This window comes from Piscinibacter sp. PDB5-1 (genome assembly GCF_056676035.1).
In genome coordinates this window covers 136203-162485 of sequence record NZ_JBWVZL010000004.1, presented here as the reverse complement: position 1 = coordinate 162485, position 26283 = coordinate 136203, and the positions used below count along the sequence as shown (strand labels likewise).

At 65.9% G+C, this 26283-nt stretch carries 38 protein-coding genes and 2 tRNA genes; 30 read left to right on the top strand and 10 right to left on the bottom strand.

What is annotated here, in order from left to right; genetic code table 11:
• Position 1 precedes the first annotated feature (1 nt).
• The 26 genes from rplP (at position 2) to AC1KAT_RS16845 (ending at position 13964) form a co-directional block, all read left to right on the top strand.
• A complete protein-coding gene (gene rplP / locus AC1KAT_RS16970; RefSeq protein ID WP_480328104.1) occupies positions 2–418 on the top strand; it encodes a 50S ribosomal protein L16 in 417 nt (138 codons plus the stop codon).
• A 20-nt stretch (positions 419–438) separates the two neighbouring features.
• Positions 439–639, top strand: coding sequence for a 50S ribosomal protein L29 (rpmC, locus tag AC1KAT_RS16965; protein ID WP_480328102.1), 201 nt, complete (start codon positions 439–441; stop codon positions 637–639).
• Entirely contained in the window at positions 636–914 is a 279-nt protein-coding gene (rpsQ, locus tag AC1KAT_RS16960; protein WP_480328100.1) for a 30S ribosomal protein S17, read from the top strand. Before rpmC ends, rpsQ begins: the two co-directional genes overlap by 4 nt.
• Positions 915–1022: 108 nt before the next feature.
• On the top strand, positions 1023–1532 hold the full coding sequence (locus AC1KAT_RS16955; RefSeq protein WP_480328098.1) for a redoxin family protein: 510 nt from the start codon (positions 1023–1025) through the stop codon (positions 1530–1532).
• Between the two features lie 237 nt (positions 1533–1769).
• The gene (rplN, locus tag AC1KAT_RS16950) at positions 1770–2138 is read left to right on the top strand and encodes a 50S ribosomal protein L14 (protein ID WP_183103998.1); all 369 of its coding nucleotides are present in this window, start codon (positions 1770–1772) and stop codon (positions 2136–2138) included.
• Positions 2139–2162: 24 nt separating this feature from the next.
• Positions 2163–2480 carry a 50S ribosomal protein L24 gene (rplX, locus tag AC1KAT_RS16945; RefSeq protein WP_480328096.1) on the top strand — a complete coding sequence of 106 codons (318 nt, stop codon included), beginning with the start codon at positions 2163–2165 and terminating at the stop codon, positions 2478–2480.
• 11 nt (positions 2481–2491) lie between these two features.
• The gene (gene rplE / locus AC1KAT_RS16940) at positions 2492–3031 is read left to right on the top strand and encodes a 50S ribosomal protein L5 (protein ID WP_480328094.1); all 540 of its coding nucleotides are present in this window, start codon (positions 2492–2494) and stop codon (positions 3029–3031) included.
• Between the two features lie 8 nt (positions 3032–3039).
• Positions 3040–3345, top strand: coding sequence for a 30S ribosomal protein S14 (gene rpsN / locus AC1KAT_RS16935; RefSeq protein ID WP_480328092.1), 306 nt, complete (start codon positions 3040–3042; stop codon positions 3343–3345).
• A 30-nt stretch (positions 3346–3375) separates the two neighbouring features.
• Positions 3376–3771, top strand: a complete 396-nt coding sequence (rpsH, locus tag AC1KAT_RS16930) for a 30S ribosomal protein S8 (RefSeq protein WP_480328090.1) — start codon at positions 3376–3378, stop codon at positions 3769–3771.
• 16 nt (positions 3772–3787) lie between these two features.
• Positions 3788–4321 carry a 50S ribosomal protein L6 gene (gene rplF, locus AC1KAT_RS16925; RefSeq protein ID WP_480328088.1) on the top strand — a complete coding sequence of 178 codons (534 nt, stop codon included), beginning with the start codon at positions 3788–3790 and terminating at the stop codon, positions 4319–4321.
• A 12-nt stretch (positions 4322–4333) separates the two neighbouring features.
• A complete protein-coding gene (gene rplR, locus AC1KAT_RS16920; RefSeq protein ID WP_480328086.1) occupies positions 4334–4699 on the top strand; it encodes a 50S ribosomal protein L18 in 366 nt (121 codons plus the stop codon).
• A 27-nt stretch (positions 4700–4726) separates the two neighbouring features.
• Entirely contained in the window at positions 4727–5245 is a 519-nt protein-coding gene (gene rpsE / locus AC1KAT_RS16915) for a 30S ribosomal protein S5 (protein ID WP_480328084.1), read from the top strand.
• Between the two features lie 29 nt (positions 5246–5274).
• On the top strand, positions 5275–5457 hold the full coding sequence (gene rpmD / locus AC1KAT_RS16910) for a 50S ribosomal protein L30 (RefSeq protein WP_480328082.1): 183 nt from the start codon (positions 5275–5277) through the stop codon (positions 5455–5457).
• Between the two features lie 29 nt (positions 5458–5486).
• Entirely contained in the window at positions 5487–5918 is a 432-nt protein-coding gene (gene rplO, locus AC1KAT_RS16905) for a 50S ribosomal protein L15 (RefSeq protein ID WP_480328080.1), read from the top strand.
• Between the two features lie 39 nt (positions 5919–5957).
• A complete protein-coding gene (gene secY, locus AC1KAT_RS16900; RefSeq protein ID WP_480328077.1) occupies positions 5958–7268 on the top strand; it encodes a preprotein translocase subunit SecY in 1311 nt (436 codons plus the stop codon).
• 27 nt (positions 7269–7295) lie between these two features.
• A complete protein-coding gene (infA, locus tag AC1KAT_RS16895) occupies positions 7296–7514 on the top strand; it encodes a translation initiation factor IF-1 (protein ID WP_327492388.1) in 219 nt (72 codons plus the stop codon).
• 64 nt (positions 7515–7578) lie between these two features.
• Positions 7579–7692, top strand: coding sequence for a 50S ribosomal protein L36 (gene rpmJ / locus AC1KAT_RS16890; protein WP_011830995.1), 114 nt, complete (start codon positions 7579–7581; stop codon positions 7690–7692).
• Between the two features lie 35 nt (positions 7693–7727).
• Positions 7728–8093 carry a 30S ribosomal protein S13 gene (gene rpsM, locus AC1KAT_RS16885; protein WP_480328075.1) on the top strand — a complete coding sequence of 122 codons (366 nt, stop codon included), beginning with the start codon at positions 7728–7730 and terminating at the stop codon, positions 8091–8093.
• Between the two features lie 50 nt (positions 8094–8143).
• Positions 8144–8545, top strand: a complete 402-nt coding sequence (gene rpsK, locus AC1KAT_RS16880; protein WP_480319293.1) for a 30S ribosomal protein S11 — start codon at positions 8144–8146, stop codon at positions 8543–8545.
• A gap of 193 nt (positions 8546–8738) precedes the next feature.
• Positions 8739–9362, top strand: coding sequence for a 30S ribosomal protein S4 (rpsD, locus tag AC1KAT_RS16875; protein WP_480328073.1), 624 nt, complete (start codon positions 8739–8741; stop codon positions 9360–9362).
• Between the two features lie 148 nt (positions 9363–9510).
• Entirely contained in the window at positions 9511–10497 is a 987-nt protein-coding gene (locus AC1KAT_RS16870; protein ID WP_480328071.1) for a DNA-directed RNA polymerase subunit alpha, read from the top strand.
• Between the two features lie 162 nt (positions 10498–10659).
• A complete protein-coding gene (rplQ, locus tag AC1KAT_RS16865; RefSeq protein WP_480328520.1) occupies positions 10660–11052 on the top strand; it encodes a 50S ribosomal protein L17 in 393 nt (130 codons plus the stop codon).
• 167 nt (positions 11053–11219) lie between these two features.
• On the top strand, positions 11220–12143 hold the full coding sequence (locus tag AC1KAT_RS16860; RefSeq protein ID WP_480328068.1) for an ATP-binding cassette domain-containing protein: 924 nt from the start codon (positions 11220–11222) through the stop codon (positions 12141–12143).
• 16 nt (positions 12144–12159) lie between these two features.
• The gene (locus tag AC1KAT_RS16855) at positions 12160–12945 is read left to right on the top strand and encodes an ABC transporter permease (RefSeq protein WP_480328066.1); all 786 of its coding nucleotides are present in this window, start codon (positions 12160–12162) and stop codon (positions 12943–12945) included.
• 97 nt (positions 12946–13042) lie between these two features.
• Positions 13043–13119, top strand: a tRNA-Met gene (locus tag AC1KAT_RS16850).
• A 572-nt stretch (positions 13120–13691) separates the two neighbouring features.
• Positions 13692–13964: a hypothetical protein gene (locus tag AC1KAT_RS16845; RefSeq protein WP_480328065.1), complete on the top strand. Its 273-nt coding sequence runs from the start codon at positions 13692–13694 to the stop codon at positions 13962–13964.
• On the opposite strand, the gene AC1KAT_RS16840 is transcribed toward AC1KAT_RS16845, so the two are convergent.
• The 5 genes from AC1KAT_RS16840 to AC1KAT_RS16820 form a co-directional block, all read right to left on the bottom strand.
• On the bottom strand, positions 13889–14575 hold the full coding sequence (locus AC1KAT_RS16840; RefSeq protein WP_480328063.1) for a condensation domain-containing protein: 687 nt from the start codon (positions 14573–14575) through the stop codon (positions 13889–13891). The genes AC1KAT_RS16845 and AC1KAT_RS16840 overlap by 76 nt on opposite strands.
• 101 nt (positions 14576–14676) lie before the next feature.
• Complete coding sequence (gene modC / locus AC1KAT_RS16835) at positions 14677–15753, bottom strand: molybdenum ABC transporter ATP-binding protein (protein WP_480328061.1); 1077 nt, start codon at positions 15751–15753, stop codon at positions 14677–14679.
• Positions 15750–16439 (bottom strand): molybdate ABC transporter permease subunit, encoded by a 690-nt coding sequence (modB, locus tag AC1KAT_RS16830; RefSeq protein WP_480328059.1) that lies wholly within the window; start codon positions 16437–16439, stop codon positions 15750–15752. Before modB ends, modC begins: the two co-directional genes overlap by 4 nt.
• Before the next feature lie 4 nt (positions 16440–16443).
• Complete coding sequence (gene modA / locus AC1KAT_RS16825) at positions 16444–17214, bottom strand: molybdate ABC transporter substrate-binding protein (RefSeq protein WP_480328057.1); 771 nt, start codon at positions 17212–17214, stop codon at positions 16444–16446.
• 79 nt (positions 17215–17293) lie between these two features.
• On the bottom strand, positions 17294–17695 hold the full coding sequence (locus AC1KAT_RS16820; protein WP_480328055.1) for a cupin domain-containing protein: 402 nt from the start codon (positions 17693–17695) through the stop codon (positions 17294–17296).
• A gap of 202 nt (positions 17696–17897) precedes the next feature.
• Between AC1KAT_RS16820 and minC the strand changes: the two genes are divergently transcribed.
• From minC to minE, 3 genes are all read left to right on the top strand, one after another.
• On the top strand, positions 17898–18665 hold the full coding sequence (gene minC / locus AC1KAT_RS16815; protein ID WP_480328053.1) for a septum site-determining protein MinC: 768 nt from the start codon (positions 17898–17900) through the stop codon (positions 18663–18665).
• 73 nt (positions 18666–18738) lie between these two features.
• Complete coding sequence (gene minD, locus AC1KAT_RS16810; protein WP_480328051.1) at positions 18739–19554, top strand: septum site-determining protein MinD; 816 nt, start codon at positions 18739–18741, stop codon at positions 19552–19554.
• A gap of 5 nt (positions 19555–19559) precedes the next feature.
• Positions 19560–19826, top strand: coding sequence for a cell division topological specificity factor MinE (minE, locus tag AC1KAT_RS16805; RefSeq protein WP_480328049.1), 267 nt, complete (start codon positions 19560–19562; stop codon positions 19824–19826).
• A 69-nt stretch (positions 19827–19895) separates the two neighbouring features.
• Here minE and rtcA read toward each other — a convergent pair whose 3' ends face one another.
• From rtcA to AC1KAT_RS16780, 5 genes are all read right to left on the bottom strand, one after another.
• Positions 19896–20933: an RNA 3'-terminal phosphate cyclase gene (rtcA, locus tag AC1KAT_RS16800; protein WP_480328047.1), complete on the bottom strand. Its 1038-nt coding sequence runs from the start codon at positions 20931–20933 to the stop codon at positions 19896–19898.
• Between the two features lie 35 nt (positions 20934–20968).
• Complete coding sequence (locus AC1KAT_RS16795; RefSeq protein WP_480328045.1) at positions 20969–21364, bottom strand: zinc-ribbon domain containing protein; 396 nt, start codon at positions 21362–21364, stop codon at positions 20969–20971.
• Between the two features lie 29 nt (positions 21365–21393).
• A complete protein-coding gene (locus AC1KAT_RS16790) occupies positions 21394–22617 on the bottom strand; it encodes an RtcB family protein (protein ID WP_480328043.1) in 1224 nt (407 codons plus the stop codon).
• Between the two features lie 72 nt (positions 22618–22689).
• On the bottom strand, positions 22690–23826 hold the full coding sequence (locus AC1KAT_RS16785) for a slipin family protein (protein ID WP_480328041.1): 1137 nt from the start codon (positions 23824–23826) through the stop codon (positions 22690–22692).
• Positions 23827–24104: 278 nt separating this feature from the next.
• Positions 24105–24173, bottom strand: a tRNA-OTHER gene (locus AC1KAT_RS16780).
• 316 nt (positions 24174–24489) lie between these two features.
• Between AC1KAT_RS16780 and rtcR the strand changes: the two genes are divergently transcribed.
• Positions 24490–26097, top strand: a complete 1608-nt coding sequence (gene rtcR / locus AC1KAT_RS16775) for an RNA repair transcriptional activator RtcR (protein ID WP_480328519.1) — start codon at positions 24490–24492, stop codon at positions 26095–26097.
• The last annotated feature ends 186 nt before the right edge of the window (positions 26098–26283 follow it).

Sequence of the window (26283 nt, the reverse complement as noted above, 5' to 3'; positions counted from 1 at the left end):
TATGCTGCAACCCTCACGCAGAAAGTACCGCAAGGAGCAGAAGGGCCGTAACACCGGTGTCGCCACGCGTGGCGCCAACGTGTCGTTCGGTGACTTCGGCCTGAAGGCGACCGAGCGCGGCCGCATCACCGCACGCCAGATTGAAGCGGCTCGCCGTGCGATCTCGCGGCACATCAAGCGCGGTGGCCGCATCTTCATCCGCATCTTCCCGGACAAGCCCATCTCGCAAAAGCCTGCCGAAGTCCGCATGGGCAACGGCAAGGGCAACCCCGAGTACTACGTGGCTGAGATCCAGCCGGGCAAGGTGCTCTATGAAATCAACGGCGTTCCCGAAGAACTCGCCCGCGAAGCGTTCAAGCTGGCTTCGGCCAAGCTGCCGCTGAGCACGACCTTCGTGTCGCGCCAGGTGGGCGCCTGATCGCCTGACCGGAGAACGACATGAAAGCATCTGAACTCCGCGCCAAAGACGTCGCTGGCCTCGAAAAGGAAGTGGCGGACTTGCTCAAGGCCCACTTCGGCCTGCGCATGCAGAAGGCGACGCAGCAACTGACCAACCACACCCAGTTGGGCAACACGCGCCGCGACATCGCTCGTGCCAAGACCATCCTGGCCGAGAAGAAGAAAGAGGCCGCGAAATGACTGAAGCCCAACAAGCCAAGCCGAAGAACACGCGCACCCTGGTGGGTCGCGTGGTCAGCGACAAGCGCGCGAAGACCGTCACCGTGTTGATCGAGCGTCGCACGATGCACGAGCTGTACGGCAAGATCGTCGGCAAGTCGAGCAAGTACCACGCGCACGACGAGAAGGGCGAGTACAAGCTGGGCGACGTGGTCGAGATCGCGGAAAGCCGCCCCATCTCGAAGACGAAGGCCTGGGTTGTGACCCGCCTGGTCGAAAAGGCCCGCTCGGTCTGATCTGCCCGCATCGGAGTCGCTCGCGCGCCTTCGATCCATGCGGCCGGTACACCTCTGGTGTCCGGCCGTTTTCATTTCCATCTCTCCCTCTCACACAGGAGTCGCACGATGTTGAAAGTGGGTGACAAGCTCCCAGCCGCCAAGCTGCAGGAGTTCATCGAAGTCGAAGGCAATGGCTGCTCGCTGGGTCCGAATGCGTTCGATGTGGAACAACTGACGGCTGGCAAGACCATCGCCATCTTCGGGCTGCCGGGCGCCTTCACGCCGACGTGTTCCGCGCAGCACGTGCCGGGCTATGTGCAGAACGCCGACGCGTTCAAAGCGGCGGGCGTGGACGAGATCTGGTGCGTGTCCGTCAATGACGCCTTCGTCATGGGTGCCTGGGGGCGCGAGCAGAAGACGGCCACCAAGGTGCGCATGATGGCCGATGGCAGCGCCGATTTCGCCAAAGCGACCGGCTTGACGCTCGACCTGACCAGCCGCGGCATGGGCCTGCGATCGCAGCGCTACTCGATGCTCGTGAAGAACGGTGTCGTGACGGCCCTCAACGTCGAGGCGCCGGGCAAGTTCGAGGTCAGCGACGCCAACACCCTGCTGAAGCAGGCGCAGACGCTCTGACACCGAGACCCTGCTGAGGGCTGCAAGAAAAATATCCTCAAGTTGTTGACGAAGACTTGCAGCCCGCTCATAATCCGCAGCTTCGCCGAAATTCCGAACGCACTTTCCACGGTGCGCCCAGGGTTCCGGTTCCGCCCAAGCGATCAGGCTGACAGGCTCGATCGACGGGCCCAAGACTGACCGCGGCAGCCTTTGCGATTGGCGCAAGGCACATGCGGGACAAGTTGGGGACAGAACATGATTCAAATGCAATCGCGGCTGGATGTCGCGGACAACACTGGTGCGAAGTCCGTTCAGTGCATCAAGGTGCTCGGCGGCTCCAAGCGCCGTTACGCCGGCATTGGCGACATCATCAAGGTCAGCATCAAAGAAGCTGCGCCGCGTGGTCGCGTGAAGAAGGGCGAGGTCTACAGTGCCGTCGTCGTTCGCACCGCCAAGGGTGTGCGCCGCCAAGACGGCTCGCTCGTCAAGTTCGACGGCAACGCCGCCGTTCTGCTGAACGCCAAGCTGGAGCCCATCGGCACCCGCATCTTCGGCCCGGTCACGCGCGAGCTGCGCACCGAGCGCTTCATGAAGATCGTGTCGCTGGCGCCCGAAGTTCTCTAAGCCGCGGTTGAAGGGCAACAAGCCATGAACAAGATTCGCAAAGGCGACCAGGTCATCGTGTTGACCGGCCGCGACAAGGGCAAGCGCGGTGTCGTGCTCTCGCGTGAGAGTGAAGACCGCGTGGTCGTCGAGGGCGTGAACGTCGTGAAGAAGCACGTCAAGCCGAACCCCATGAAGGGCACGACCGGCGGCGTGGTTGACAAGGTGCTGTCGATTCACCAGTCCAACATCGCCATCTTCAACCCTGCGAGCGGCAAGGCCGACCGCGTGGGCATCAAGTTGCTGGAAGACAAGACCAAGGTCCGCGTCTACAAGTCCAGCGGCGAAGAAATCAAGGCGTAAGAGGTCCAGTCATGGCACGTTTGCAAGCGTTCTACCGCGAAAAAGTGGTGGCTGACCTCACCACGAAGTTTGGCTACAAGTCGGTGATGGAGGTGCCCCGCATCACCAAGATCACGCTCAACATGGGTGTGAGTGAAGCTGTCTCCGACAAGAAGGTCATGGAGCACGCCGTTGGCGACCTGACCAAGATCGCCGGCCAGAAGCCCGTGGTCACCAAGTCAAAGAAGGCCATCGCCGGTTTCAAGATCCGTGACGGTGTGCCCATCGGCTGCATGGTCACGCTGCGCGGCGTCCAGATGTATGAATTCCTGGATCGTTTCGTCACGGTGGCGCTGCCCCGTGTGCGCGACTTCCGCGGCATCTCGGGTCGTTCGTTCGATGGTCGTGGCAACTACAACATCGGCGTCAAAGAGCAGATCATCTTCCCGGAAATCGAGTACGACAAGGTGGATGCGCTGCGTGGTCTGAACATCAGCATCACGACGACCGCAAAGACCGACGACGAGGCCAAGGCCCTGCTCGCCGCGTTCAAATTCCCCTTCAAGAACTGAGGTGACCCGTGGCTAAAGCCTCTCTGATCCAGCGCGAACTCAAGCGCGAGCAACTGGTTGCCAAGTTCGCTAAGAAATACGCCGAACTCAAGGGCATCGCAAACGACGCCAAGAAGTCCGACGAAGAGCGTTACGCCGCTCGCCTCGAACTGCAAAAGCTGCCCCGCAACGCCTACCCGACCCGCCAGCGCAACCGCTGCGAGTTGACCGGTCGTCCGCGTGGCACCTTCCGCAAGTTCGGCCTGGCCCGCAACAAGATCCGTGAACTGGCCTTCAAGGGCGACATCCCCGGTGTCGTCAAGGCCAGCTGGTAAGCCGGCGCAGGCTGAGCAGGAGATATTCGTATGAGCATGAGTGATCCCATCGCCGATATGCTGACCCGCATCCGCAACGCGCAAAGCGTTGACAAAGCGGTTGTGGTGATGCCGTCGTCGAAGCTGAAGGTTGCGATCGCCCAAGTCCTGAAGGACGAGGGTTACATCGACAATTTCGCGATTCGCGGTGAGGCGGCCAAGCCCCAGCTTGAGATTTCGCTGAAGTACTACGCGGGTCGTCCGGTGATCGAGCGCATCGAGCGCGTGAGCCGCCCCGGTCTGCGCATCTACAAGGGCCGCCACGACATTCCCCAGGTCATGAATGGCTTGGGCGTGGCGATCGTGACGACCCCCAAGGGCGTCATGACCGACCGCAAGGCGCGCCAGGCCGGCATCGGCGGCGAAGTGCTTTGCTACGTGGCCTGATCGAGGAGAAATCGAAATGTCTCGCGTAGGAAAAATGCCGATCGCCCTGCCGCAAGGTGTGGATGTGGCGATCAACGGCGGCCAGATCAGTGTGAAGGGCTCGCTCGGCACGTTGGCACGCCCGGTGCACGAGCTGGTCACGATCAAGAACGAAGGCGGCAAGCTGCTGTTCGCGCCGGCCAACGAGTCGACCGAAGCCGATGCCCTCTCGGGTACGTACCGTGCGCTGGTGGCCAACATGGTCAATGGTGTGAGCAAGGGCTTCGAGAAGAAGCTGACGCTGGTCGGCGTGGGCTACCGTGCCCAGGCCCAAGGCGCCAAGCTGAACCTGCAGATCGGCTTCTCGCACCCCGTCGTCAAGGACATGCCGGCCGGTATCAAGGTCGAATGCCCGACGCAAACCGAAATCGTCATCAAGGGTTCCGACCGTCAGGTGGTGGGTCAGATCGCTGCTGAAGTCCGCGCGATCCGACCGCCCGAGCCCTATAAGGGCAAAGGCATCCGCTACGCCGACGAGAAGATCTCCCTCAAAGAGACGAAGAAGAAGTAAGGAGCGACAGACATGTTGAACAAAAAGGATCAGCGCGTTCGCCGCTCCCGCCAGACCCGTGCCCGCATCGCGACGCAACGGGTGGCTCGACTGACGGTGTTCCGCACCAACCTGCACATCTACGCCAGCGTCATTTCGGACGACGGCGAGCGTGTGCTGGCCAGCGCCTCGACTGCCGAAGCCGACATCCGCAAGGAACTCGGCGCCGCCGGCAAGGGTGGCAACGTGGCCGCGGCCACGATCATCGGCAAGCGCATCGCCGAAAAGGCGAAGGCCGCTGGCATCGAAAAGGTCGCATTCGACCGCGCGGGTTTCGCGTACCACGGCCGTGTCAAGGCCCTGGCCGAAGCCGCCCGGGAAGCCGGCCTCCAGTTCTAAGCACGGGCAACGACGAAGGAATTCGAAATGGCAAAGTTTCAACCCCGCGCCCAGGCTGAAGGCAACGACGACGGCCTGAAGGAAAAGATGATCGCGGTCAACCGCGTCACCAAGGTCGTCAAGGGCGGCCGCACGCTGAGCTTCGCGGCGCTGACCGTGGTTGGTGACGGCGACGGCCGAATCGGCATGGGCAAGGGCAAGGCCAAGGAAGTGCCTGTTGCGGTGCAGAAGGCCATGGAATCGGCCCGCCGCAACATGGTCAAGGTCTCGCTCAAGGACGGCACGATCCACCACAAGGTGGTCGGCGAGCACGGTGCTTCGCACGTGCTGATGGCGCCGGCCAAGCCGGGTGACGGCATCATCGCCGGTGGCCCGATGCGCGCCGTGTTCGAAGTGATGGGCGTGACCGACATCGTGTGCAAGAGCCTCGGTTCGTCGAACCCCTACAACATCGTCCGCGCGACGCTCGACGCCCTGCGTCGCAGCACCACGCCGGCCGAGATCGCTGCCAAGCGCGGCAAGACCGTTGAAGAAATCTTCAACTGAGTCGCCGACCTGTAGCCTGGAGAAACGTCATGGCTGACAAGAAAACCCTGAAGGTCAAGCTGGTTCGCAGCATCGCCGGTACCCGTGAATCGCACCGGGCCACGGTGCGCGGGCTGGGCCTGCGCAAGCTGAACAGTGAATCCGTCCTGGAAGACACGCCCGCGGTGCGCGGCATGATCATCAAGGTCGCTTACCTGGTGAAGGTGCTCTGAGCACCACGCCAAGGCTGAGGAAGAACACCATGCAACTCAACACCATCAAGCCGGCCGCCGGTTCCAAGCACGCCAAGCGTCGCGTGGGCCGTGGCATCGGTTCGGGCCTGGGCAAGACGGCGGGTCGTGGCCACAAGGGTCAGAAGTCGCGTTCGGGCGGCTACCACAAGGTCGGTTTCGAAGGCGGTCAAATGCCGCTGCAGCGTCGCCTGCCGAAGCGCGGCTTCAAGTCGATGACGCTGAAGTACAACGCCGAGATCACTCTGGGTGACCTCGACAAGCTGGGCGCAGCCGACGTGGACATGCTGGCGCTGAAGCAAGCTGGCCTGATCGCCGAGAACGCCAAGGTTGTCAAGGTCATCGCCTCGGGCGCTCTGACCAAGAAGGTCGCGCTCAAGGGCATCGGTGCCACTGCCGGCGCCAAGGCGGCCATCGAAGCGGCTGGCGGCTCGCTCGCCTGAGCGGCCTGAGCGCGCACGACTGAACAGGATCACGCACCCGTGGCAAGCAACGCGAATCAACTGGCCAAGAGCGGCAAGTTCGGCGACCTGCGTCGTCGGCTCGTCTTCTTGCTGCTGGCGCTCGTGGTCTATCGGATCGGCGCGCACATCCCTGTGCCGGGCATTGACCCTGGCCAGCTGGAGCAGCTGTTCAAGGGGCAGCAGGGCGGCATCCTGAACCTGTTCAACGTCTTCTCGGGCGGGGCGCTGTCGCGCTTCACGGTGTTCGCGCTGGGCATCATGCCGTACATCTCCGCGTCGATCATCATGCAGTTGATGACCTACGTGCTGCCGAGCCTGGAAGCGCTGAAGAAAGAAGGCGAATCCGGCCGCCGGAAGATCACCCAGTACACACGGTACGGCACCTTGCTACTGGCCTTGTTCCAGGCCTTGGCGATTGCACTGGCCCTGGAGCGCTCGCCGGGTTTGGTGTTGTTCCCGGGCTTCGGTTTCCGGGTGACGGCAGTGACCAGCCTGGTGGCCGGCACGATGTTCCTGATGTGGCTGGGTGAGCAGATCACCGAGCGCGGTTTGGGCAACGGCATCTCGATCCTGATCTTCGCCGGTATCGCCGCCGGCTTGCCGACCGGCGCGGCCCAGTTCCTCAAGCTCGTGAGCGACAACCAGATCCACGTGGTCGCGGGTTTGATCATTGTGCTGCTGGTGGTGGCGGTGACTTTCCTGGTGGTGTTCGTCGAGCGCGGCCAACGCAAGATTCTGGTGAATTACGCCAAGCGCCAAGTGGGCAACAAGGTCTATGGTGGCCAGTCGTCGCACCTGCCGCTGAAGCTGAACATGGCGGGCGTGATCCCCCCGATTTTCGCGTCGTCGATCATTCTGCTGCCCGCCACGGCGGTGAGCTGGTTCGCGACGGGTGACAGCCTGCGATGGCTGAAAGACCTAGCCGACATGCTGTCGCCGGGCCAACCGATCTACGTGATGCTGTTCGCTGCTGCGATCATCTTCTTCTGCTTCTTCTACACGGCGCTGGTGTTCAACAGCCGTGAGACGGCCGACAACTTGAAGAAGAGCGGTGCGTTCATCCCCGGCATTCGCCCAGGTGATCAAACGGCACGCTACATCGACAAGATCCTGGCCCGCCTGACGCTGATTGGTGCGATCTACATCACCGGTGTCTGTTTGCTGCCTGAATTTTTGGTGCTGAAGTACAACGTGCCGTTCTACTTCGGCGGCACCTCGCTGCTGATCATCGTCGTCGTGACGATGGACTTCTGGGCTCAGGTGCAGTCGTATGTGATGAGCCAGCAGTACGAGTCACTGCTGAAGAAAGCGAATTTCAAAGCGAGCTGAGCTCGCTGACATTGACAAGCGAAACGCATGGCGAAAGACGACGTCATCCAGATGCAGGGCGAGATTCTCGAGAACCTCCCCAACGCAACGTTTCGTGTGAAGCTGGAAAACGGTCACGTCGTGCTGGGGCACATCTCCGGAAAGATGCGGATGCATTACATCCGCATCCTGCCGGGGGACAAGGTGACCGTGGAGTTGACGCCGTACGACCTGACGCGTGCGCGCATCGTGTTCCGGGCCAAGTGAGTGCACTTGCACGGCACGGTTTGAACAGTTGAAAGAGCGGCCTGCGAAGGCTTAGGAGAAGAGCATGAAAGTTGCTGCATCGGTCAAGAAGATGTGCCGGAACTGCAAAGTCATCCGTCGCAAGGGCGTGGTGCGTGTGATCTGTACCGATCCGCGTCACAAGCAGCGCCAAGGCTGAGCACAGCCTCGACTCGTTGAAATAGAGAGAAGCACATGGCACGCATTGCTGGCATCAACATTCCGCCTCACAAGCACACCGAGATCGGCCTGACCGCCATCTACGGCATCGGTCGCACCACGGCGCAGAAGATCTGCACCAACTCGGGCGTGCCGTTTGATCGCAAGGTCAAGGACCTGACCGACGCCGACCTGGAAAAGATCCGGGAAGAAATCGGCCGCATGACCATCGAAGGCGACCTGCGCCGTGAGATGTCGATCAACATCAAGCGCCTGATGGACCTGGGCTGCTACCGCGGTTTCCGTCATCGCCGTGGCCTGCCGGTTCGCGGCCAACGCACCAAGACGAACGCCCGCACCCGCAAGGGCCCGCGCAAGTCTGGCGCCCTGGTCAAGAAGTGATCGCTGCTCGGCATCGCAATTGACGACGAGCATCAAGAGAGAAGGTCGATATGGCTAAAGCACCGAATACCGCCGCCCAACGCGTGCGCAAGAAGATCCGCAAAAACGTTGCGGACGGCATCGCGCACGTGCACGCGTCGTTCAACAACACGATCATCACGATCACCGACCGCCAAGGCGGTGCCCTGTCGTGGGCTTCGAGCGGTGGTCAAGGCTTCAAGGGTTCGCGCAAATCGACCCCGTTCGCGGCCCAGGTCGCGGCTGAAGTCGCCGGCCGTGCCGCTCAAGAACAAGGCATCAAGAACCTCGACGTGCGCATCAAGGGCCCGGGCCCGGGCCGCGAGTCTTCGGTTCGTGCGCTGGCCTCGCTGGGTATCCGCATCACGTCGATCTCCGACGTGACGCCGGTCCCGCACAACGGCTGCCGCCCGCAGAAGCGCCGCCGCATCTAAGCCGATTGGTCCACTTGATCGGTTGATTGGTTTTCAGTCGCCGGCAAGCGCCTCGTGTGCTTGCCGGCGTGTTCGTTGGAGCCGCAAGGCCCCGCATAAGCCCACCGTCCGAGCGATCAGAACAACATCCGCCGGACTCGCGCAAGCGCATGGGATGCCCCCGCCTGCGTCAGATTGAAGCAAAGGAACTCACGTGGCACGTTACCTCGGACCCAAGGGCAAACTCGCCCGTCGCGAAGGCACTGATCTTTTCCTGAAGAGCGCGCGTCGCGCCATCGGTGACAAGGTCAAGTTCGACAGCAAGCCCGGCCAGCACGGCCGCACCTCGGGCTCGCGCACCTCTGACTTCGGCCTGCAACTGCGCGAAAAGCAGAAGGTCAAGCGCATGTACGGTGTGCTGGAGCGCCAGTTCCGCCGCTATTTCGCTGAAGCCGAGCGCCGCAAGGGCAACACCGGTGCCAACCTGCTGTCGCTGCTCGAATCGCGCCTGGACAACGTCGTCTACCGCATGGGTTTCGGCTCGACCCGCGCCGAAGCACGCCAGCTGGTGTCGCACAAGGCGATCACGGTCAATGGCCAGGTCGTCAACATCGCTTCGTACATGGTCAAGGCCGGTGATGCCGTGGCCGTGCGCGAAAAGAGCAAGAAGCAGCTGCGCATCGTGGACTCGGTGAAGCTGGCGGAATCGCAAGGCATGCCGGCCTGGGTGCAGGTCGATGCCAGCAAGCTCGAAGGCGTGTTCAAGAAGACGCCCGACCGCGACGAGTTCGGTGCCGACATCAAAGAAGCGCTGATCGTCGAACTGTATTCGCGCTGATCGTTTCACGACCGAGAGCGCGTTGCCTCACGGGGCAGCGCGCGCGGTCGTTTCTGGTTTTCCTCTCGTCCGGCAACGGCGTCGTCCGAACCGGTTGGTCCTCAGCCTTATCGGTGTAACGAACCGAGGGTATTGAAAGAAAGACCTCATGCAAACAAACCTGCTCAAACCCAAAGCCATCAATGTGGAGCCGCTGGGCGGCAACCGCGCCAAGGTCACGCTCGAACCGTTCGAGCGCGGCTACGGACACACGCTGGGCAATGCGCTGCGCCGCGTGCTGCTGTCGTCGATGGTGGGTTACGCACCGACCGAAGTGACGATCGCTGGCGTGCTGCACGAGTACTCGGCCATCGACGGTGTGCAAGAAGACGTGGTTCACATCATGTTGAACCTCAAGGGCGTGGTGTTCCGCCTGCACAACCGTGACGAGGTCACGCTGGTGCTGCGCAAGGAAGGTGAAGGCCCTGTCACGGCCGGCGACATCCAGACGCCGCACGACGTGGAAATCATCAACCCCGACCACGTGATCGCCCATCTGTCGCAAGGCGGCAAGCTGGACATGCAGATCAAGGTCGAGAAGGGTCGCGGCTATGTGCCGGGCAACCTGCGCCGCTATGGCGACGAGCCGACCAAGGCCATCGGTCGCATCGTGCTCGACGCGTCGTTCTCGCCGGTTTCGCGCGTGAGCTACACGGTCGAATCGGCCCGTGTGGAACAGCGCACCGACCTCGACAAGCTGGTCATGGAAATCGTGACCAACGGCGCGATCACGCCGGAAGAAGCGATCCGCGCCTCGGCGAAGATCCTGGTCGAGCAGCTCGCGGTGTTCGCTCAGCTGGAAGGCAGCGAGATCGCCGCGTTCAGCGAGCCGCAGCAGCGCAGCACGCAGTTCGATCCGATCCTGCTGCGCCCGGTCGACGAGCTCGAACTGACGGTGCGTTCGGCCAACTGCCTGAAGGCCGAAAACATCTATTACATCGGCGACCTGATCCAGCGCACCGAGACCGAGCTGCTGAAGACGCCGAACCTGGGCCGCAAGTCGCTCAACGAAATCAAGGAAGTGCTGGCTTCGCGTGGTCTCACGCTGGGCGCACGCCTCGAGAACTGGCCGCCCCAAGGCCTCGACAAGCGCTAAGCAAAAGCATCGGCGGGTGATGCAACCATCGCCCGCCGCCCTCCGAGAGGGTGCCACCGGCTTCGGTGGCTTCTCGATCAACCAAGGGTGCCCCAAAGCACCCGGTGCACCCGGCAGTACCTGACACGGCTGCCGGCATTCATAGACAGAAAGGACAGCACCATGCGTCACCGCCACGGACTTCGCAAACTCAATCGCACCTCGTCGCATCGCCAAGCGATGCTGCGCAACATGTGCAACTCGCTGATCACGCACGAAGCGATCAAGACCACGGTCCCCAAGGCCAAGGAACTGCGCCGCGTCGTCGAACCGCTGATCACGCTCGCCAAGGAACCGACGCTGGCCAACCGCCGCCTCGCTTTCGACCGCACGCGTGACCGGGACGTCGTCACCAAGCTCTTCAACGAAATCGGCCCGCGCTACAAGGCGCGTCCGGGCGGCTACACCCGCATCCTGAAGATGGGCTTCCGCGTCGGCGACAACGCCCCGATGGCGTTCGTCGAACTCGTGGACCGTCCGGAAGTGGCTGAAGCCACCGAAGGCGCTGCCGAGTAAGCACGCAACTCCGGATCGCTCGCTCGAGCGACCCTCAAAGGCCGGCTTTGCCGGCCTTTGTCGTTTCTGGGTGGTCCGGATCGACACCGACGATGCAGCCGCGCGCGGACCGCTCGAGTCGGCCTGCTGCCAGCAGGCGTCACGCGCCTTTGGCACACTCGCTCGCCATGGCCTCTGCACCGCTCTTTCGCGTTCAGCACCTGCGCAAGCAGTTCGCCGGCAACACCGTCGTCGATGACCTGTCCTTCGAGATCCAGCCCGGCGAATGCCTGGGGGTGATCGGCCCGAACGGCGCCGGCAAGACCACCACCATCCGCATGTGCCTCGGCCAGGTGGGGCCTGACGGGGGCGACATCGAAGCCTTCGGCTTGCCGATCCCGGCACGGGTGCGCGATGCCAAGAAGCGCATCGGTGTCGTCACCCAGTTCGACAGTCTCGACCCCGATTTCACCTGTGCCGAGAACCTGCGCGTGTATGGCCGCTACTTCGGTGTGACGCGTGCGGCCATCGACGCACGCATCCCGAAGCTGCTCGATTTCGCGGCGCTGCAGTCGAAGGCGAACGCGCGACCGGGCGAACTGTCGGGCGGGATGAAGCGGCGGCTGAGCCTCGCACGCGCGCTCGTCAACGACCCCGACCTGTTGCTGCTCGACGAGCCCACCACGGGCCTCGACCCGCAAGCGCGTCACCTGATGTGGGAACGACTGGGCAGCCTGCTGCAGCAGGGCAAGTCCATCCTGCTCACGACACACTTCATGGACGAGGCCGAGCGCCTCTGCCACCGCCTGTTGGTGCTCGACCATGGCCGCAAGATCGCCGAGGGCACGCCGCGTGGGCTGATCGCCCAGCACCTGGAGACGGATGTGGTCGAAGTCTTCGGGGAGGGTGCGAAGGAAGCCGCCGAACGTTTTGCAGCGCTTGCGCAGCGGGTCGAGACCAGCGGCGAGACCGTTTTCTTCTACCTGCGCGAACCGCAGCCGCTGCTGCAGGCGCTGAGCCAATTGCCACGAGCCCGCACCTTGCACCGGCCGGCCAATCTCGAAGACCTGTTCCTGAAGCTCACGGGTCGGCAGATCCGCGACGACGCCTGACCTCACGAGGACCGCCATGCTCATCTCGCTGTATGCCGCCCCGCAGCTCACGCGCCGTTTCTGGCCGGTGGTGCTGCGCAACCTGCTGGTGTGGCGCAAGCTCGCGGTGCCGAGCGTGCTGGGCAACATCGCCGAGCCGCTGATCACGCTGGTGGCGTTCGGCTACGGCCTCGGCTCGATGATCGGACAGGTCGAAGGGCGACCGTACATCCAGTACCTGGCCTCGGGCAGCATTGCTGTTAGCTGCGCACTCGCAGCGACCTTTGAGGCGCTGTACTCGGCCTACTCGCGCATGGCGGTGCAGAAGACCTGGGAAAGCATCATGAACGCCCCCATCGCGCTCGACGACATCGTGTTCGCCGAGATGCTGTGGGCGGCGATCAAGTCGATGTTCACGGTGACCGCGATCATGGCCGTGCTCGTCGTGTTGGGCATCAGCCGCGCGCCGACCCTGCTGCTCGCCTTGCCCGTGCTGATGTGCATCGGGATCACCTTCGCGTCGATCGCGCTGGTCTTCAATGCACTCGCGCAGGGCTACGACTTCTTCACCTACTACTTCACGCTGGTGCTCACGCCGATGACCTTCCTGTCCGGCGTGTACTTCCCGATCGAGCAGATGCCTTCGTGGCTGCAAGCGCTCGCCGCTGTGCTGCCGCTCACGGCTGCTGTGGAGTTGGTGCGGCCCTTGGTGCTGGGAGAGATGCCGGCGGAGTGGCTTCGACCAGCGCTCACCTTGCTGGCGTATGCCGTGGGGGGCTATTACCTGGCCCTGGTGCTGACGCGCCGTCGCTTCTTTGGATGAGGCCCGAGGCTGGAGCTGAGGGCGCGGGCGTCGTCAAACAAAATGCCAGCAAACCGTGTCTGATGCCCCAAGCCTGTGCTATGATCGTCGGCTCAGTCGCGGGGTGGAGCAGTCTGGTAGCTCGTTGGGCTCATAACCCAAAGGTCGTTGGTTCAAATCCAGCCCCCGCAACCAAAACATCGGTGCTGTGAAGCACCCTCAAAGCCCGCCTCGTGCGGGCTTTGTCGTTTCTAAGACGCGGCGATCGCTGTTGCCCCGCGTTGAACGACTGAACACCTGCCGAGGGCTAGCGGTCCATGGCGCCGAGCGATGCCCGCGTGTCGTCCGCAATGCATCCGATTCGCAGCACGGCCCTCATGCGCCGTGCGCGCGCGTCATCGCCAGCACGCGCAGCGACCCTCGCGATCGCGCGCCGGGGACCCACTGACCGCATGCCCCCATGCCCCCAAAACCGGAAGGGCCAGCGGTGCGGCGTGCTTGACCTTGCCATGTGGGCAAGGTTCAGAGTCCGCCTCGCTCCATCTCGCCACATGCGGTGGAGCGGGGCTGGGCCTCACCTCTAGAACCGACGTGAACGTCGAAAACCATGTCAGGTCTTCACGTGGGGCGAATGCCCGCTCCACCCGAACCACCCTTCATGGTCCCGACATGTGCGTGAGCAAGATTCATCCACGCTGCCGTGGCACAGAAAAGCCGATCTTCGAACGTCTGCCGGGCGCATGCCCCCTTTGTCTCTGAGGTACGCCATGACCCTGTCATTTCTCATCGAGACCCCACCCACGCCCTGGATGGCGGGGAGCGCGCGCGGCTTGGCACCGGATGCAGGCGCCGGCGAGCTCGTGTGCTTGACGCAAGTGCTGACGGTCGTGCACACGCTGCTGCCGTTTCGCCGCTACGCGATCATCCACGAGCGTGATTTCGGCGGGGGCCCACGCCGCGTGCGCTACTGGATAGGCCGCGCAGGCACCGGCGAGCGCATCGTCGATCCCGAGAAGGGCGATGCCGTCCTTGGCCAATAGGTCGCATCGGCGGTGGCACGCGCCGATTGCGCATGCGCCTGGCACGCCTGCAGGTGGGTGGTGTAGCCCTGGGCATCGATCGGCGGTGGCGGTGCCTGCTGCACGAGCGCGGTGTAGGTGGCGGCGACGTCTTGTGTCACGCGCGCCGCCGACCAGCCGTCGGCAATCAGGTGGTGAAACACGCCCATCACCGCGACGCGCTGCGGGCCGACGCGCAGCAGCGCGAACGCGAACAGGGGCTCGTCATCGCCCACTGTGAAGCCTTGTTCAAGACGCGTCTGCATCCAGTGGCGTGCCTGCGCTTCGGGGTGCGGTGCGCCGCGGCAATCGCCCTGCGCCAGCACCACCGGCACCGCCGCGCGCAGCACCTGCTGCAAGCCGGCGGGCGTGTCGACCAACCGCAGGCGCAGCGCGTCGTGCCGGTCCACGACCTGGTGGATGGCCTGGGCGAGGGTCGCGGCGTCGATGTCACCGTCGATCCAGTGGCAGCCGCCCACGGCGTAGGAGGCCGCGCTCGCGCCGCATTGCAGGTCGAGCCAGATCGCGAGTTGTTGGGGTGTGGCCGCGTGGGTGGCGCAACCAGGCGGGTGCGCGGTCATCGGGTCGTTCATGGGTTGCCTTCGCCGCCGGGGTGGCGGGCGGGCAGCATGCGCCGCGGGGCGGTGGCCTGGCACTGTGCTTTCGGGCAGTGCCGCGGGCGCGCCGATTCAGCTCACATCAGCGCCACGCCCTTCACCTGCGCGTGCAGCGCGTCGCCAGCCTGCAGCCGCAGGGTCTCGCAGCTTTTGCGCGTGATGCGCGCGAGCAGCCGCACGGGTGCTTCGGGGCGTGCACCGCGCGGCGCCAGCCGCAGCAGCACGGTGTTGCCGTGCACGTGCAGCGATTCGAGCGTGACCGGCAGCACGTTGAGGATGCTGGTCTCGCGCGGCGCCTCGCGCGTGACGCTCACGTCGCGCGCGAGCACCGAGGCCCGCACGCGCTCGCCGAGCGGCACCGAAGCGCCGCCCACCCACAGGCCCAGGCCGTCGGCGGCGATGCGCATCAGGCCGAAGGCCGGGTCGTGCTCGCACACCTCGGCGTCGATCACCACGCCGGCTTCGTCGCGCGGGGCGAGCGGCAGGTCGGGGCGCGACAGCAGCTCGACCGTGGGGCCACTGGCGAGCACGCGGCCGTCGCGCAGCAGCACCAGGTGGTCGGCCAGCCGGGCGACTTCTTCCATCGCGTGCGTGACGTAGACGATGGGCATCGCCAGCGTGCGTTGCAGTCGTTCGAGGTAGGGCAGCACCTCGGCCTTGCGTTCGGCGTCGAGCGCGGCGAGCGGCTCATCCATCAACAGCAGCCGGGGCTGCGTGGCCAGCGCACGGGCAATGGCCACGCGCTGGCGTTCGCCGCCCGAGAGCGTGTCGGGCCGGCGCTCCATCAAGGCGCCGATGCCGAGCAGCTCGACGGCCGCGTCGAGCGTGTGCGGTGCCGCGGGGCCGCTGCGCCGTCGGCCGTAGTCGAGGTTGGCGCGCACGCTCAGGTGCGGGAAGAGCGCGGCCTCTTGAATCACATAACCCAGCGGCCGGCGGTGCGTGGGCACGAAGAGGCGCCGGGCGTCGTCCTGCCAGACCTCGTGGTCGAGTGCGACGCGGCCGGCGGCACGCTCAAGGCCGGCGAGCGCACGCAGCACGGTGGTCTTGCCGCAGCCCGAGGGGCCGAACAGGGCCGTCACGCCGCGGCTGGGCAGCGCGAGCGCCACGTCGAGCACGAAGTCGCGCCGGGGCAGGCGCAGCGTGGCGTCGATCACCGCGTGGCCCCGGGCGCGTGGCTGTGCCGGGGGCGGTTCAGCCAGTACAGCGTGACGAGCACCGTGGCCGCGAAGGCGACCATCACGCCCGCGAGCCGGTGGGCGTCGGCGAACTCGGTCGCATCGACGTGGTCGTAGATCGCCACCGACATGACGCGCGTGGCGCCGGGGATGTTGCCGCCGATCATCAGCACCACGCCGAACTCGCCCACCGTGTGCGCGAAGCCCAGCACGCCGGCGGTGATGAAGCCCGGGCGTGCCAGCGGCAGGGCGATGCTGAAGAAGCGGTCCCAGGGCCCGGCGCGCAGCGTGGCAGCGGCTTCGAGCGCGCGTTCGGGCACGGCCTCGAAGGCCTGCTGCAATGGCTGCACGACGAAGGGCAGCGAGTAGAGGATCGACGCGACCACCAGCCCGGCAAACGTGAAGGGCAGGCGCCCCAGCCCGAGCCATTGCGTGAACTGCCCGACCGGCCCCTGCGGGCCCATCAGCAGCAAGAGGTAGAAGCCCAGCACCGAAGGCGGCAGCACCAGCGGCATGGCCACCAGGGCCGACCACAGCGGCTTGATGCGCGAGTGCGTGCGGGCCAGCCACCACGCGATCGGCGTGCCGAGGATCAGCAGCAGCACGGTCGTGGTGGCGGCGAGTTCGGCGGTCAGCCGGATGGCGACCCAGTCGGCGTCGGTCATGCGGTCAGGGGGTGGTGGGCGCGCCGTAGCCGTGGGCCTGGATCAGCGCGCGCGCGTCGGCGCCCTTCAGGTGCGCGAGCAGCGCGCGTGCGGCGGCGCTCTTGTCGCCGGCCTTCAGCAGCACGGCGTCTTGGCGGATGGGCTGGTGCAGCGAGGCCGGCACGCGCCACAGCGAGCCCGTCACCGGCTTGCCCGGCGCCTGCACCTGCGACAGCGCCACGAAGCCCAGCTGCGCGTTGCCGGTGGCGACGAACTGGTAGGCCTGCGCGATGCTCTCGCCGGTGACGAGCCGGGGCGTGAGCGCCTGTGTCAATCCACGCGCCTGCAGCACCTCCATCGCGGCGCGGCCGTAGGGGGCGACCTTGGGGCTGGCGATGGCCAGGTGGGTGAAGCGGCCCGATTGCAGCACCGCGCCCTGGGCGTCCACCAGGTCGGCTTGCGGGCTCCACAGCGCGAGCTGGCCGATGGCGTAGGTGAAGGCCGTGCCGGCCACCGCGTGGCCTTCGGCGACGAGGCGCTGCGGGGTTTCGTCGTCGGCCGCGAGCAGCACCTGAAACGGCGCACCGGCCACCACCTGGCTGTAGAACTTGCCGGTGGCCCCGGTCGAGACCTTGAGCGTGTGCCCGGTCGCGGCGGTGAAGCGCTGGCCGATCTGCGCCATCGGCCCGGCGAAGTTGGCGGCGACGGCCACCAGCACCTCATCGGCCTGGGCGCCCGGGGCCGCGGCGCACAGCAGGGCGCTCAGGATCCATCTCGGTGTCGTGCTCGATGTCATGTGGCCCAGGGCTCCTCGTCCGTCATGCGCGGGCGAGGATAGCTCGCACCGCCGGCTGCCGGCGGTGCGCAGGCCGGGCTCAGGCGCCTTGGGCGGCCGCGTGCTGCGCCCGCACCTGCGCCGTGCCGCCGTCGCCGCTGAGGCTGGCGTCGCCCTGGTGCAGCAGCAGCGTGACCAGCAGCGACGAGTCCTCGCGTGCGCGCAGCGCATGGCGCTGGCGGCCGGGCAGCACCAGCAACTGTCCGCTGCGCAAGATGCGGCGCTCGTCGGGCATCAGCACCTCGACCTCGCCGTCGATGCACTGCACGGTGCAGGCGTCGTCCACGTGGTGGTCGGGTTGCTGGCGGCCGGCGCGCAGCACGAGGTGCAGCAACTGGATGCTCTCGGTCTTGATGAGGCTGCGGCTGATGGCGCGCTCGGCGTCGGGGCCGACACGCGGCAGGTCGATCACGTCGAGGGGATGGGCATGGGGCAGGGCCACGGGTGTCTCCTCATGCGGCAAGGGCCACACGGCCCGCGCATCGTGCGCCCGAAACCCCGTCGCGTTCAAGGGGTGGGCGCGCAACCTCACGCAGCGGGCGGGAATGTGGGCGTATTCACCCGCAACGCGTTGGCTACCGAGGCGTCAGGGGGTGAACAAGCCCTAAACTGCCGGGCTTTGCAACACCGAGCTTCACGCACGCATGACGGCTGCCTCCCGACCCCCCGCCGGCAACGCGGCCTTCGAGTTGAAGAGCGCGGCGCTGACCCTGATCAGCGTCGTCTTGAAGACGGCCGATCTGGCGCGGCTGCGGACCGAGTTCAGCGCCTTGCTGGCCGACTCGCCGGGCATCTTCGACCGCGACGCGGTGGTGATCGACGTGTCGGCCCTGCGCGAGTCGAACGAGCCCATCGACTTCGCCGCCGTCGCGGCCTTGCTGCGCGAGCAGCAGGTGGTGCCGGTGGCCGTCAAGGGCGGCAGCCGCGAGCAGATGGCCGCAGCGCTCGACGCCGGCCTGTCCGAAGCGCCCGAGGGCGTGCAGCCCGGCCCCCGGCCCCGCGCCGCGGCCGAGCCCGACGAGACCACGCCGCCCGAGCCCGCCGCCGAGGCGCCGGCCGCGCGCGAACCCGGGGCCAAGCCCACCGTCGTGGTCGATCGCCCGCTGCGCTCGGGCCAGCAGGTCTACGCACGCGGTGCCGACCTGGTCGTGATGGCCGCGGTGAGCTTCGGCGCCGAGGTCATTGCCGACGGCCACATCCACATCTATGCGCCCTTGCGCGGCCGTGCCATCGCCGGGGCGAGCGGCAACACGCAGGCGCGCATCTTCACCACCTGCATGGAGCCGCAACTCGTGTCCATCGCAGGCATCTACCGCACCAGCGAAAACGCCTTGCCCGACGCGGTGCAGGGCAAGCCCGCGCAGGTGCGGCTCGACGGCGAGAAGCTCCTGATCGAGCCCATCGCCGTCTGAACGGTTTCAGCACTTCATCGAACTCTCTCGGGCCTTCGCCTTCCACGAGTCACCAGCAAAGGATCCAACCCCCATGGCCAGAATCATCGTCGTCACTTCGGGTAAGGGAGGCGTCGGCAAGACGACCACCAGCGCGAGCTTCGCGTCGGGCCTCGCGCTCGCCGGCCACAAGACCGCCGTCATCGACTTCGACGTCGGCCTGCGCAACCTCGACCTCATCATGGGCTGCGAACGCCGCGTGGTGTACGACCTCATCAACGTCATCCACAACGAAGCCAACCTGAACCAGGCGCTCATCAAAGACAAGCAGTGCGACAACCTGTTCGTGCTGGCCGCCTCGCAGACGCGCGACAAGGAAGCGCTGACGCAGGACGGCGTCGAAAGCGTGCTCAAAGACCTGGGTGAGATGGGCTTCGAGTACATCGTGTGCGACTCGCCGGCCGGCATCGAGACCGGCGCGCTGATGGCGATGCACTTCGCCGATGAAGCGCTGGTGGTGACCAACCCCGAGGTTTCGTCGGTTCGCGACTCGGACCGCATCCTCGGCATGTTGTCGTCGAAGACCAAGCGCGCCATCGAAGGCGGCGACCCGATCAAAGAGCACCTGCTCATCACGCGCTACAACCCCGGCCGCGTGCAGGGCGGGCAGATGCTGTCGCTCGAAGACATCCAGGAAATCTTGCGCATCCCGCTGCTGGGTGTGATCCCCGAGTCCGAGACCGTGCTCGACGCGTCGAACCAGGGCGTGCCGGCGGTGCACCTGAAGGGCACCGATGTGTCCGAGGCCTACAAGGACGTGGTGGGCCGCTTCCTCGGCGAGAGCCGCCCGATGCGCTTCACCGACTTCCAGAAGCCGGGCCTGCTCAAGCGCATCTTCGGTGGGAGGTGAGCACGATGTCTTTGCTCTCATTCCTGCTGGGCGAGAAGAAGAAGACCGCAAGCGTTGCCAAAGAGCGCTTGCAGATCATCCTCGCGCATGAACGCTCTGCCCTGAGCAGCCGCCGCGACTACCTGCCCGAGCTGCAGAAAGAGCTGCTGGCGGTGATCTCGAAGTACGTCTCGGTCAAACCCGAAGACATCAAGGTCATGCTCGAACGGCAAGACGACCTCGAAGTCTTGCAGGTGAAGATCGAGCTGAGCGAGGCCACGGCAACACGCTGAGCGCCGATTGGCGCTGAACGAAAAACGGGCCGCATCGCGGCCCGTTTTGTTGGGTGTGCTGAAACGTGCTCAGTGTGGGGCGATGCGCACCGTCCAGCCCTCGGCATCGCTGCCGCTCACGTCGCTGCGCACCGGCAAGAACCGGCCGATCACGTCGAAGTTGGTCTGCGTGTGTGCGGTCAGCTCGGTGAAGCTGTAGCGCGCGGCGCGGCCCGTGCGGTGCACGGCCAGGGCCAGCGGCAGCGCGAGCTGGTCCGCCAGGTGCGGGCCCAGCGCACCGGCCGACGCCTGGTAGGCGCGCACCTCGCGCACGGCCTGCATGGCCACGCGCTCGGCGCTCACCGACTTCTCGCCGAAGGCCGTCACCACCTCGGTGACGTGCGCGTGTTCGAGCGTCACCATCAAGGCGTTGCCCGGGCCTTCGTTCGCGCGCAGGCTGGGCACGCGCAACTGCTCGGGCGCCCAGCCCAGTGCGCCGGCGAGCGTCTGCAGTTCACGCTCGGCCACGCTGCGCGGCAGCGCGGGGATCAGGCACTCGGCCTGCGCCTCGCGCAGCTCGCCCCGCGTCGTCAGGTCGAAGGGTTGCAGGTCGGCCGCCGGCGTGACGAGGGCTTCGAACTCGCCGCCGCCGGCCGGGTAGAAGCCATGGCGCTGCAGGCGCAGCGCGAGGCCCACACCCATGCGACGCAGCAAGGGCGTGAAGCTGCGGGCGATGAAGTGGTACGGCGGGGCCATCGGGTTGTGCGTGCCGCCAGCCAGCGTCAGACGGCTGGGCTCGGCGGCGAGCATCAAGGCCGGCAGCACGGTCTGCAGCACCAGCGTGCAACTGCCGGCCGTGCCCACCGAGAAGCGGTAGTCGCCGGCCCGCACGCGGCCGGGTTCGAAGCGCAGCGTCTGCGAGCCGAGTTCGGCGCCTTGCACGTCGGCATCGCTGAGCTCTTGGGCCGCCTGCACGCAGGCCAGGTGTTGGCGCATCAGGCCCGGCTTGGGCCGTTTGCCGCGGATGTGGTCGATGTGCATCGGGTGGCCGGTGCACATGCTCAGTGCGAGCGCCGTGCGCAGGATCTGGCCGCCGCCTTCGCCCTGGCTGCCATCGAGTTCGATCATGGTTCCTCCCTTGTGTTGTTTTCATTGCGGGCCGGTCAGGTGCCGGCCTTCCTGGCTTCGAGTTTGCGTTGCAGGCCTTCTTCGGAAACACGGCGCGCTTCGGCCTTGCGCGCCTGTTCGACGCCTCGGCAGGGTCGGCAGCGCACCGCGGTGCTGTTGATGTTGCCCTGCGCGTCTTCGTACCACCACTTCTGCTGCTTGGCTGTCCACACCTCTTGCGAGCCGCAGTCGCGGCAGCGAAAGATGTGGTCCACATAGAAGATCGGCAGCAGGCCGTAAGTGTTGTTGTGCGCCAGCTTGTCACGGTCCACCCAAACCGCCCCCGCCGGCAGCTGGGTGGGCATGCGGCCTGTGTCCGACCCTTGCATCGACAGGGCCCGCTCCAAGCGCCTGGCCTTGATCTCGGCCCGGCGCTGCTTGCCGCTCTTCATGGCAACTCCTTTGGGCACCGCGCCCGTTGCTAGCCCTTCACGCACACCACCTGCTTCAAGGTGTGGACCACCTCGACCAGGTCACGCTGGGCTTCCATCACCGCGTCGATGTCCTTGTAGGCCATCGGGATCTCGTCGATGACGTCTTTGTCCTTGCGGCACTCGACGCCTTCGGTCGCCGCGCGGTGGTCGGCCAGCGTGAAGCGGCGCTTGGCTTCGCCACGGCTCATGGTGCGGCCCGCGCCGTGCGAGCAGCTCTCGAACGACTCGGGGTTGCCCTTGCCGCGCACGATGTAGCTGCGCGCGCCCATGCTGCCGGGGATGATGCCCAGCTCGCCCTTCTTGGCGCTCACCGCGCCCTTGCGGGTCACGAAGACGTCTTCGCCGAAGTGCGTTTCCTTCTGCACGTAGTTGTGGTGGCAGTTCACCGCCTCGATGTGCGCCTGGAAGTTCTGGCGGATCACCGTCTTCGCGGCCTCGATCACGCGGCGCATCATCACCTCGCGGTTGAGTCGCGCGAACTTCTGCGCCCAGCCGACCGCACGCACGTAGTCGCCGAAGTAGCGCGCGCCTTCTTCAAAGTAGGCGAGGTCGCGGTCGGGCAGGTTGGCGCATGTGCGCATCGCGTCTTGTTTGGCCAACTCGATGAACATCGTGCCGATCGCGTTGCCCACGCCGCGCGAACCCGAGTGCAGCATGAACCACACGAAGCCTTCCTCGTCGAGGCAGACCTCGATGAAGTGGTTGCCGGTGCCCAGCGTGCCCAGGTGGTTGCGGTTGTTGGTCTTGGCGAGCTTCGGGTAGTCGCGGCACAGCTCGGTGAACTCGGGTTCGAGCTGCGACCAGGCCGTGTCCACCGCGCCGGGCACCTTGCCCCAGGCGCCCGGGTCGCGCGCACCGGGTGCGCGGCCGTGCGGCACGGCGCGCTCGATGGCGGCACGCAGCGGCGCGAGGTTGTCGGGCAGGTCGTTGGCACTCAGGGTGGTCTTGCAGGCCATCATGCCGCAGCCGATGTCCACGCCGACCGCGGCCGGGATGATCGCGCGCAGGGTCGGGATCACCGAGCCCACGGTCGCGCCGATGCCCAGGTGCACGTCGGGCATGGCGGCGATGTGCTTGAAGACCACCGGCAGGCGCGCCGCGTTTTCCAGTTGGCGCTTGGCCTCGTCTTCGACCGGCACGCCCTGCGTCCACATCTTGACCGGCACACCGCCGGGCACGTGGTGGGTGTTGTGAGAAGTTGGGTTTTCCATTGGTTCGTCTCTTTTTGATGGGGCGAGTCCGCAGCCTTCGATGCGGCCCCGCCCGTTTTCATTGCATGCGTGTCAGCGCAGCTTCACCAGCCCGTTGAGCACGCTGTCGAGTCCGCCATAGACGGAGATCTTGTCGATGCGCTCGGCCACGCGCTCCAGCGTTTCAAGTTCCTTCAGTCGCAGGGCGGTGGGGTTGTCTTCCATCACCTTGGCGGTGTTCAGCAGCGAACGCGTCGCCGCCGTCTCTTCGCGGCGGCGGATGACATTCGCCTCGGCCGACTTCTGGGCCTCGACCACCTGGGCGAGGATGGTCTTCATCTCGCCCGGCAACACGATGTCTTTCACCCCCGCGCCGTCGAGCGCGATGCCGTACGGAGCGAGCCGCGCCTTCACGTGGGCGCCCACGATGTCGTCGATCACGGTCTTGTTCTCCAGCAGTTCGTCCAGCGTGCGGGTGCCCACGGCGGCGCGCAGGCCGAACTGAAGTTCACGGTACAGGTGCTCCATCGGCTTGTGCAACTGGGTGAAGGCCACGCGCACATCGGTGAACCGGTAGGTGGCGCTGAGGTTCAGGCGCAGGCCGACCTTGTCGCGGGTGAGGATCTCCTGGCCCGCCACTTCCACCGCCTGCAAGCGCAGGTCGACCAGATCCACCGACACGCTGCGGTTGAACTTCCAGTACGCATAGGCGCCGGGTTCCAGCAGGCGCTCGACCTTGCCGTCGATCCACAGCACCCCCACGCCGTGCTCGGGCACCTGCACTTGCAGCACACCAGCCAGCCCGCCCACGGCGCGCTGGCGCAGTTGGCTCTGGGTCAGGCGCGACACCAGCGGCGCCGGCAACTCGGCCGAGGCGGCCAGATCGACCACCTCGACGCGCACGTCGACCAGTCCCTTCCAGTACAGGCGGCGCGTGGCGGGCGGCAGCACCTCGACGAGCACGCCGTTTTCCGTGCGCAGGCCGGCCTGCTGCTCGGTCAGTTCGACACGCACGAACTCGGCCGCAACCAGCTCGGGCTCCTTGGCCAACAGGTAGTCGGCCAGACCGTGCGTGAACGCCGGTTGGTCGATGCTGAAGCTTTCGACACGCAGTTGGTCGAAGCCGCCGAACAGCCAGTGCGAGCCCGGCTGCAGCACACGCTCGAAGTCGCCGTTGCGCAGCAGCAGGGCGCGTTCGTTCTTCTTCACGGTCACACGTTGCATCTTCATGTTCTTCTTCTCCTTTGCTCCACAAAAAAGGGGGCCGTTACAGCGGTGGCGGCGGGTGGGCGGGCGCCATGGCGCGGGCTTCGCAGTGCGCGTTGCGGGGCTCAGGGAGCCCCCGCGTCGCTGGCTGCGGGCATGCGCCCGGCGGTATTGCCACTCGGGCCACCACCGCTGACGGATCGCTCGCGTCGCAGCCTCGGCAGATGCCGAGGCTGGCCGCGCGCCATCCGCGTTCGGCGGGTCGGTCTTTCGACCGGTTGCTTCAATGGCTGTTTAAGCCAGAGGTCTGGCGGGAATCGAACCCGCGACAAGCCCCGAGGGGCCGCTCTACCCGACTGAGCTACAGACTGGTGGGCCACCCAGGAGTCGAACCTGGCGCCGCAAGCGGTGCAACCACTGCTGGCCCTGCCCATCGCTCACGCGGCGCGGCATGCCGACGAACCACGAGGCTTGCACCTCGGTCCCCCGGCACCGGTGGGGCGAACCTGCGTCCCAACCCCGGCCTGCGAGCGTTCCGTCGCTTGCGATGAACGCCTTGTCTTTCGCATGGGCTGTGCCAGGCAGGGGTGGTTTGCTAAGTCATTGATTTGAAAGGACTGTGTGCCGGGTGGTCTTGACGAGCAAGGGTGTGGGGCTATCATTTTGGCTAGTTAATTAGCCAAAATGATGAAAAGACAAAACGTCGTCATCGGCTTCCTGGGCACCCAACTCGACTCTGGCCGTGGCGCCGGCCGGTGGGAGAAATGGCGACCCACCGTCTCGCTGACGCAGCACGCCGACGTCGTGATCCACCGGCTGGAGCTGCTGTACACGCCGCCGCACCTGGAGCTGGCGAAACAACTGCAGGCCGACATCGCCAGCGTCTCGCCCGAGACGAAGGTGAACCTGGTCGAGATCAAGTTGGCCGACCCGTGGGACTTCGGCGAGGTCTACGCCGCCCTCTACGACTGGGCCAAGGCTTACCGCTTCGACCCCGAGCGCGAGCAGTACTGGGCGCACATCACCACCGGCACGCACGTCGCGCAGATCTGCCTCTTCTTGCTGGTCGAGTCGCGCCTCGTGCCGGGTGTGTTGCTGCAGACTGCGCCGCCCAAGCGCCAGCGCGAAGGCGACCCCGGCAGCATGGCCGTGATCGATCTCGACCTCTCGCGCTACGACCACATCGCGCAGCGCTTCGGGCAAGAGCGACGCGACGCGGTGGCCTTCTTGAAGAGCGGCATCGCGACGCGCAACGCGCGCTTCAACGCGCTGATCGACGAGATCGAGCGCGTGGCTGTGCGCTCGCGTGCGCCCATCCTGCTCGCGGGGCCCACTGGCGCGGGCAAGTCGTTCCTTGCGCGGCGCATGTACGAGTTAAAGAAGTCGCGCCACCAGATCGAAGGCGCCTTCGTCGAGGTGAACTGCGCCACGCTGCGCGGAGACGGCGCAGCGTCTACGCTGTTCGGCCACAAGAAGGGTTCGTTCACCGGCGCGATGAGCGACCGCGCAGGCCTGTTGCGCACGGCCGATGGCGGCCTGCTCTTTCTCGACGAGATCGGCGAACTTGGCCTGGACGAGCAGGCCATGTTGCTCAAGGCGATCGAAGAAAAGCGCTTCTTCCCGGTCGGTGCCGACCGCGAGGTCGAGAGCGACTTCCAGCTGATCGCCGGCACCAACCGCGACCTGCGTGCCGAGGTGGCGGCGGGGCGCTTCCGCGACGACCTGTTCTCGCGCATCAACCTGTGGACCTACGACCTGCCCGGCCTCGCGCAGCGCGTCGAAGACATCGAGCCCAACGTCGATCACCTGCTGATCGCGAGCGCGCAAGACACGGGCCACGCCGCGCGCTTCAGCGCCGAGGCCAAGGCGCGCTACCTGCGTTTCGCGCAATCGCCCGAGGCGCGCTGGAGCGGCAACTTCCGCGACCTCAGCGCCAGCGTCACGCGGCTGGCGACGTTGGCCGAAGGCGGGCGCATTTCGGAGGGCCTGGTCGATGCCGAGATCGAACGCCTGCGCTGGCTGTGGCGGCGTGACGAAGGCGGCGAGGCGGCGCCGGGCGATGTCGACCTGCACGCGCTGCTCGATGCCGACGCGCTGGGTGCCATCGACTGTTTCGACCGCCTGCAACTCGAAGCGGTGGTGCGCGTGTGCCGCCGCGTGCGCAGCTTGTCCGAGGCGGGCCGCCAGCTGTTCGACGTGTCGCGCACCCAGCGCAGCGTGGTCAACGACGCCGACCGCCTGCGCAAGTACCTGCACAAGTTCGGCCTGAGCTGGGAGCAGGTCGCCGCGCGTTGACGATCAAAAGTAAAGACTCTTGACAATCCTCGGCGCGTCACTACCATCCGCGCCTTCCATCACGAGACCCGCAACCGACCCATGTCGCAGTGCCATCCCCTGATGCACTGACCGTTGCGCCAACGCCTGGCGCGCGACGGTCGATGTGCCGACCGTTCGCGACGTCGAGGACGAAGCCACTGCCTC